This is a genomic window from Okeania sp. SIO3I5, from assembly GCF_010672085.1.
Lineage (GTDB): Bacteria > Cyanobacteriota > Cyanobacteriia > Cyanobacteriales > Microcoleaceae > Trichodesmium.
On sequence record NZ_JAAHHT010000117.1, the window covers coordinates 1 to 6,260 of the forward strand.

Below are 6,260 nucleotides of genomic sequence, written 5' to 3' on the forward strand. Positions count from 1 at the left end.
CTTGAGCGAGTAAGACTAATAAACGTTGACGAGAGATACCTAATAAAAAAGACGCTTCTCTAGTACGCATGATTTTCTCCTTTACTATTGGACAATAGTTAGATGTTTAAAAAAAATAACATAAGAGATGTTATCTAAAAAGAAGTATAAACATTCATTTTAGTTTTGTCAACAAGAGAGTTTGCTGAAAAAGTATGAGTGCTTAGGGTAGGAGTTAACTGAGACGGCCCAAACCTGAAACCTTGAAGTCCCAAACCTGAGCAGAGAGGTTTCAAACCTCAACTTCCTCAAAAGATGCGGTTAGGGGTTCTATAATGGTATTTGATGAAATTCAAAGCGATCTACTGAAATATTTGCAGCTAGTAGAAGAGGAGAAAATTGTTGTAATTAAAGTTTGCTGAATAAGCGTTGGCGGAGCCTAGCGGCAGCTATATCGCTGAAATTAGACCTATTAGCAGTAGTAATAAATTACGACCATTTGGTTTGTGTGCAGGTGAGTTTACTGTTCCAAATGATTTTGATGCTCCTTTACCGGAAGATATGCTGAACCTATTTGAGGGGAACTGAGAATAAAGTTTCTGCACAATAAACAGTTATTCTAACTAGAGAAGTATCCAAAAGTTTCTCCCCACTAATTTTAAAATTTTCTATGCTAAAGTAGAAAAAAAGTATTTCTAGATGAATGAGTTTATTACGGCACATCCAAGATGCTACAACCGATCCAAAGTTTCAGTTAGCAGATATTTTGCGAATGTGTAAAATTCTAGCTGCACGTTTGGAGCATCTAGTCTTTAATGAGTGGATCGAACAGGAGTTGAATGGTTATGAATACGAAAAGCAAGTGCCAGATTATAGAATTATAAAGAACTTAGAGTGCCAGGGTGATTTTTTTTGTTCTTTTGGTAGCGGTTGGAAAAATTGCCAGATTCCTCTATATCCCTTACCCGAAGATTTTAGGGAATTAGTATCAACAAAAGATATTCTTCAAAGCGTTAGTGCTTTAGAGAGAGTTGTGAGTGAAGCGAATAAAAGTGTTCTTCGTCTATTATGGCCAGCAGATTATCTTCCTCTACTAAATTACTATATCGGTAATGAATCGAGATATACTTGCATGGAAGCATGGACTCTTATTCCTACTCATGCCTATGTTGCAATTCTTGATACTGTAAAGAGCAGGATTTTAGACTTTGTAATTGAGATTGAAGCTGAAAATCCAGATGCAGGTGATGTTGAGCTTGGTACAAAGCCAATTCCAGATCAGACCATCACCTACATTTTAGATAGGTGCATCTTCCATAATAATAATCAAACCACTTTGTCCAGAGCAACTATTCAAACACATAATGAGGAGATATGTATGTCAGACAAAAATGTTAATAATTTTCAAGGAACTAATTCGGGTAATATAGCTAACAAAGTTACAGACTCTGCGCGACAACAAACCAATCCATATATCCATAGTAAGGAAGAGAAAACTCTTACAGAAGCAGCTAACGAAATTCAAAAGCTTCTGAAACAGTTAGAACAATCTAATCCTAATGCTACTGAGGAGGAAAAGATTGAGTATATTAATGATGAAACTACTCCTAGCTTTAAACGCCGTGTAATCAATTCTTTAAAAGCAACTGGAGAAGCAGCAATTGATCAATTTGTATTAGAAAATAAGCCTCTTAAAGTTGCAAAAGCAGCAATCAAGGGTTGGTTTCAACCAGACAATAGTAATAACAAATAGTATTAAGTAGGTCTATAATAAGATTAAAATTCATTCTGGAGTCAAACTATATGTCAGAATTACTAATGATCTTTATTATGGTTTATCATTAGGTTACACAGTGTTCTAATTTATTGAGGTTAACACTAAGAGATATGAAACTAATAGAGTTGGTAACAAATTATTAATTTTCTATCTCAATCACTCGAAAAATAATAAAACGTGCTAGGATAGAAAAAAAGAAATGTAAATGTGTAGATGAAATATGTCAGACCCAAAGAAGCAGCCTCCATTCTTGGAGTTGCAGTCTCAAGTCTCAGACGATGGGATGAAGTTGGCAAAATCAAAGCAATCAAAACCCCGTCAGGGCACAGGCGGTACTCAATCGAAGAAATCGAGCAAGCAGCAGGTTTGCCCAGGACAATTACCACTGTTTGTTATGCGCGAGTCTCAAGCCATTCCCAACGAGACGATATTGAGGGACAAATTGAACTACTGCTCTCAAGATTCCCAGAAGCGGAAATCGTATCAGAAATTGGCAGCGGACTTAATTTTAAACGGAAGCGATTTCTATCCATTTTGGACAGAATTTTCACAGGTGATATCAAACGCCTTGTCGTTGCCCACCCAGATAGACTCGTTAGCTGAGGATGGGAATTGGTTAAGTGGCTATGCGAACGTAATGGATGCGAACTCTTGGTTTTCAATGAGAGCAAACAATCTCCAGAACAAGAACTCGTTCAAGATATGTTGTCCATCATCCACTGTTTCAGTTCGCGGCTTTATGGGTTGCGAAGATACAAAAAAGAAACCAGTGAGAAAGTACGGTAAAAACCCATACAAAAAGAGTCAAAAAGTTCAGCCAAATAGTATTTTAAAAGTTCCAGTTTGGCCAAGCAAAGAACTGCATAAAATATGGAAGCAATGGCTGGCTGCTTATCGTTGGGTTTACAATCAGTGCGTTGAGTTTTTTAATCATCAGAGAACTTTGCCAAAAGGGAAATCTTTAGACCAAGTAATTCAAAGCAGACAATTTCAACCTGAAAATGAATGGACTAAATGTTTAGGAAAAACCAGACAAGAAGCTGTTTGTGAAGCAGAGCTTGCATACAAACAAGTAAAGGCAGCTAACAACAATAAAAGTTTTCAATTACGTTACCGTTCTTGTCGTCAAAAGTCCCAAACAATTCAATTTAAAAATGATGCCTACAGAGATGGAACTTGGTTCCCAAAAAAGGTAAAAGGTATGGTTTTTTGCACAGCAATAGGATATCAAATACCTCACAATTGTGATTATGGAACTGAGCTGGTTTATCAACGAGGGCAATGGTTTGCTTGCTTCCCTCAATACATTGAGCCAACGACTACTGGTTCCGATAAAGTTATTGCATTAGACCCAGGGAATAGAGCATTTTTAACTGGCTATGATGGTGAAAACGTTTTAGAAATTGGTAAGGGAGACATCGGGCGACTTAACCGTTTATGCTCGCACCTAGACAATTTATTAAGTCGTGCTGCACTATCAAAAAACCAACGCCAACGTTATCAAATGCGCAAGGCTGCAACTCGGATGAGAAGCAAAATTCAGCAATTAGTAAAAGATTTGCATAACAAAGTAGCTTCAGTATTGACTAATAGCTACAAACTAATTTTTCTACCAACTTATGAAACTTCTCAAATGGTTCTTAAATCATCCAGAAAAATTAATCGCAAATCTGTAAGAAATATGTTGAGTTGGAGTCATGGAAAGTTTGCTTCTCACCTAGAACAAATAGCTGCCCGCAAAGGAGTTTTAGTCGTTCGCTGCAACGAGGCTTATACTTCTAAAACTTGTACGAATTGCGGTCACGTTCATAAGAACTTGGGTGGTTCCAAGATTTATAAATGTCCTCAATGCGGTCATATAATTGCACGGGATATAAATGGCGCTCGAAACATAATGTTAAGAGCTTTGCAGGCTACTGCCTTCACTGTTGTTAATGATTCTATTGTCATCAGTGATGCTATATCTACTGAGGCGCTTTGATAATATTCGAGCGTTTTGATGAGATTAAAAGTAGCACTCCAGAAATGAATGGGAAGCATGGGATTTTGGTAATGATTATCCTGGTGCCTTTCGGTATCGTTCGTTCTGGGAAATGATGCAGGATGTATGCAAGAGAAGTTTGAGTTTTTGAGCAATATTAGGAACATTAAAATCTATTTAGACGCTTTTCTTTTGATCAGATTTTGCTCTATCAATATTTCCTTCTAAATTTGATTCTCCAATATGATTTTTCCCTGTCTTATCAAAAACTTCTAAATGGGCAGATTTTCCATAATGTAGATTATCTACATACCAGAGATATCCAGTTTCTTTTTCTTTATAAATTCTCCTACCATCATGTTGTTTTTGAGTAAGTTCAAATCTATTAGTATCTCTCAAGATCGTTTGCTTGTCAGTAGGAGGATTGCTAGAAGATTCATCATAGTTAAATTGACTTAATTGACAAGTTTTTTCCAGCCAGTTTTGTCATCCTACTTTCTGATCGATACTATCTAATTGAATGAGATTTTATGTGTCATTGTTTTTCACAATAGAGATAGAATTGCATTCTATAATCTCCTGATGCTGACATTGAAAACAAGAATCTATAAAATTAATCAATAAATACTTTGAGTCGAAATTAATTAATTGTCTTTCTGTCGCTTCTGCTAAGGATGTATTTGCTGCATCTCTGTAATCTTCACCATCAAGATAATCAAAATTATCTTCATCAGAATGAATTATTTCTTCTTGCCAATCCTTGGGATTTACTTTATTAAAGATAATATTTCTAATTGCTGTTTTCAAATCTTTTTGCTTGATTTTGTTAAAACTTTCTTTGAAAATCACATCCTCAATTATATTACAATTCCAAAGCACGTCAGTGTAATAATTTTTTGGATTTATGTTTTCCTTTTTAAGACGATTAATCAATTCAAAAATACTTTTAATAATTTTCAAAGCTTCTTCAAATTCTTTTTGGCTAGAATATTGCCCTTTTAAAGAAACCTCATTGATAAACATTTCAATTTTAATCATTATTTTAAATCCCAAAAAGACGCTCGAAATCTTTATCCATTTGGTCGAAAAATCCATCAGGCCATTCTTCTATCTTGCCATCAGAATCAATAGGTATTTGAACAACAGACTCACCAATTTTTTGAGAAAAATATAAGATGCTTAATTCTTCATTACTCAAAATATTATCAAGAACAGCAATTCGCAATCCGTTTAAAATATGGTCGCTATGAGATTCTATCAATACTTCTATGCCACAATTACTTACTTTCGCTAAAAATTTAGCTAGTTCAGATTGTGCTTTAGGATGTAGATGAGCTTCAGGATTTTCTACTATTAACATTTCTCCTTTTTTGGCGATAAGTCCAGAAACAATAATAGGCAAAATACAATGATATCCAAAACCAATATTAGCGGGGCGAAAACGCTCTTTTGATAAACTACTATTTAACATTAGTTCTAATATATTAGTTTGTGAACTGAAAACTTCAACTTTTGCTCCATCAAAAATTTTATTGAGCCATTCTTTTGTTTGGATTATTAAAGTTTGCGCACCTTCACCTAAATATAATTTATCGTTGATTAATTCATCTTTCATTCTGTCAAGTAAATTAACTGTTTGTTCTCCTTTTAAACCAACATTAGGAAATTTCGGAAGAGTCGATTTCAAATAAAAATCTTGTGGACCTATTCTATCAGCAGAAATATAATGAATGGCAGAAAAGTTTACCCAGGTAGCAGTAGATTGTAATATATTTGGATCATATTTTAATGTTTTAAATAGTTCAGTATAATTAATGGAAGAAAAGTCTAACCAGTCAGAAAAAAATTGTAAGATAGTTGGATTATCTTTAAATACTTTGTGATAAAAGCTACGATTATTTATTGATGATAAAAAAGTATTTCCCTTAATTTCAACCTCTGCAAGTGTGGCAACTAAATCATCGTTCATATCTTCAACAAAAGAATAATTAATACTTCCTTGCATTGTTATTGTTGCAGCTATATTTTCTATTGTGTAATCATAAAAATAATTAAAATATATAGGTTTTTCTCTTGATGTACCTGTATTTCTAATTTCATCAAATCTACCTAAATTAAGACAGTTGCCATTTAAAATCAACTTATTTGTACGATTGTCATATTCAATTGATTGCCTCATTAATAGTAGAGACTGAAGCAAACTAGATTTTCCTCTTCCATTAATACCAGTAAGCAAAGTTAATTGCCCCAATGGAAAAACAGTTTTTTCTCGAAAACACTTAAAATTCTCTAATTCTATCTTAGTCAACACTGCTAAACATCTCCGCAAATTTCTTGTGGCAAATCAAATCTTTTAATAACTGTATCTTGATCATTTATAACTCGTTTAATAGAACCAACATACTCGGAATTTTCTCGTAATTTTACAAAATTTTTTTGAATAGTTTCTTTGTGTTGCTCCAAAAATTTATCGTCGTGAGTTTTTTCTCGAAAACACTTAAAATTCTCTAATTCTATCTTAGT

The 6,260-nt window shown here is 34.1% G+C and carries 7 protein-coding genes and 1 pseudogene; 4 read left to right on the top strand and 4 right to left on the bottom strand.

The genetic code is table 11. The features are described 5' to 3' along the window. The first annotated feature begins 408 nt into the window (after nt 1–408). From F6K40_RS23230 to F6K40_RS23245, 4 genes and pseudogenes are all read left to right on the top strand, one after another. Nucleotides 409–567: a hypothetical protein gene (locus tag F6K40_RS23230; RefSeq protein ID WP_293139475.1), complete on the top strand. Its 159-nt coding sequence runs from the start codon at nt 409–411 to the stop codon at nt 565–567. 115 nt (nt 568–682) lie between these two features. Continuing rightward, nucleotides 683–1,732, top strand: coding sequence for an AbiTii domain-containing protein (locus F6K40_RS23235; protein WP_293139476.1), 1,050 nt, complete (start codon nt 683–685; stop codon nt 1,730–1,732). Between the two features lie 237 nt (nt 1,733–1,969). Beyond that, nucleotides 1,970–2,542: pseudogene (locus tag F6K40_RS23240) on the top strand (IS607 family transposase). Next, entirely contained in the window at nt 2,496–3,737 is a 1,242-nt protein-coding gene (locus F6K40_RS23245) for an RNA-guided endonuclease InsQ/TnpB family protein (protein ID WP_293139477.1), read from the top strand. The pseudogene F6K40_RS23240 and the gene F6K40_RS23245 overlap by 47 nt, the downstream one beginning before the upstream one ends. 177 nt (nt 3,738–3,914) lie before the next feature. Here the strand turns inward: F6K40_RS23245 and F6K40_RS23250 are convergent, their stop codons facing one another. From F6K40_RS23250 to F6K40_RS23265, 4 genes are all read right to left on the bottom strand, one after another. Further along, nucleotides 3,915–4,136 (bottom strand): hypothetical protein, encoded by a 222-nt coding sequence (locus F6K40_RS23250; protein WP_293139478.1) that lies wholly within the window; start codon nt 4,134–4,136, stop codon nt 3,915–3,917. 129 nt (nt 4,137–4,265) lie between these two features. Beyond that, a complete protein-coding gene (locus F6K40_RS23255; RefSeq protein WP_293139479.1) occupies nt 4,266–4,775 on the bottom strand; it encodes a hypothetical protein in 510 nt (169 codons plus the stop codon). A 4-nt stretch (nt 4,776–4,779) separates the two neighbouring features. Further along, entirely contained in the window at nt 4,780–6,048 is a 1,269-nt protein-coding gene (locus F6K40_RS23260) for a DUF3696 domain-containing protein (RefSeq protein ID WP_293139480.1), read from the bottom strand. Nucleotides 6,049–6,050: 2 nt separating this feature from the next. Next, nucleotides 6,051–6,260, bottom strand: a 210-nt coding sequence (locus F6K40_RS23265; protein ID WP_365672508.1) for a hypothetical protein, incomplete at its 5' end; no start/stop codon positions are given.

What these genes read in the sequence shown, in the direction of transcription:
- F6K40_RS23235 (WP_293139476.1), top strand. Translation starts at nt 683, where the DNA reads ATGAGTTTATTACGGCACATCCAAGATGCTACAACCGATCCAAAGTTT.
- F6K40_RS23255 (WP_293139479.1), bottom strand. Translation starts at nt 4,775, where the DNA reads ATGATTAAAATTGAAATGTTTATCAATGAGGTTTCTTTAAAAGGGCAA.
- F6K40_RS23245 (WP_293139477.1), top strand. Translation starts at nt 2,496, where the DNA reads ATGGGTTGCGAAGATACAAAAAAGAAACCAGTGAGAAAGTACGGTAAA.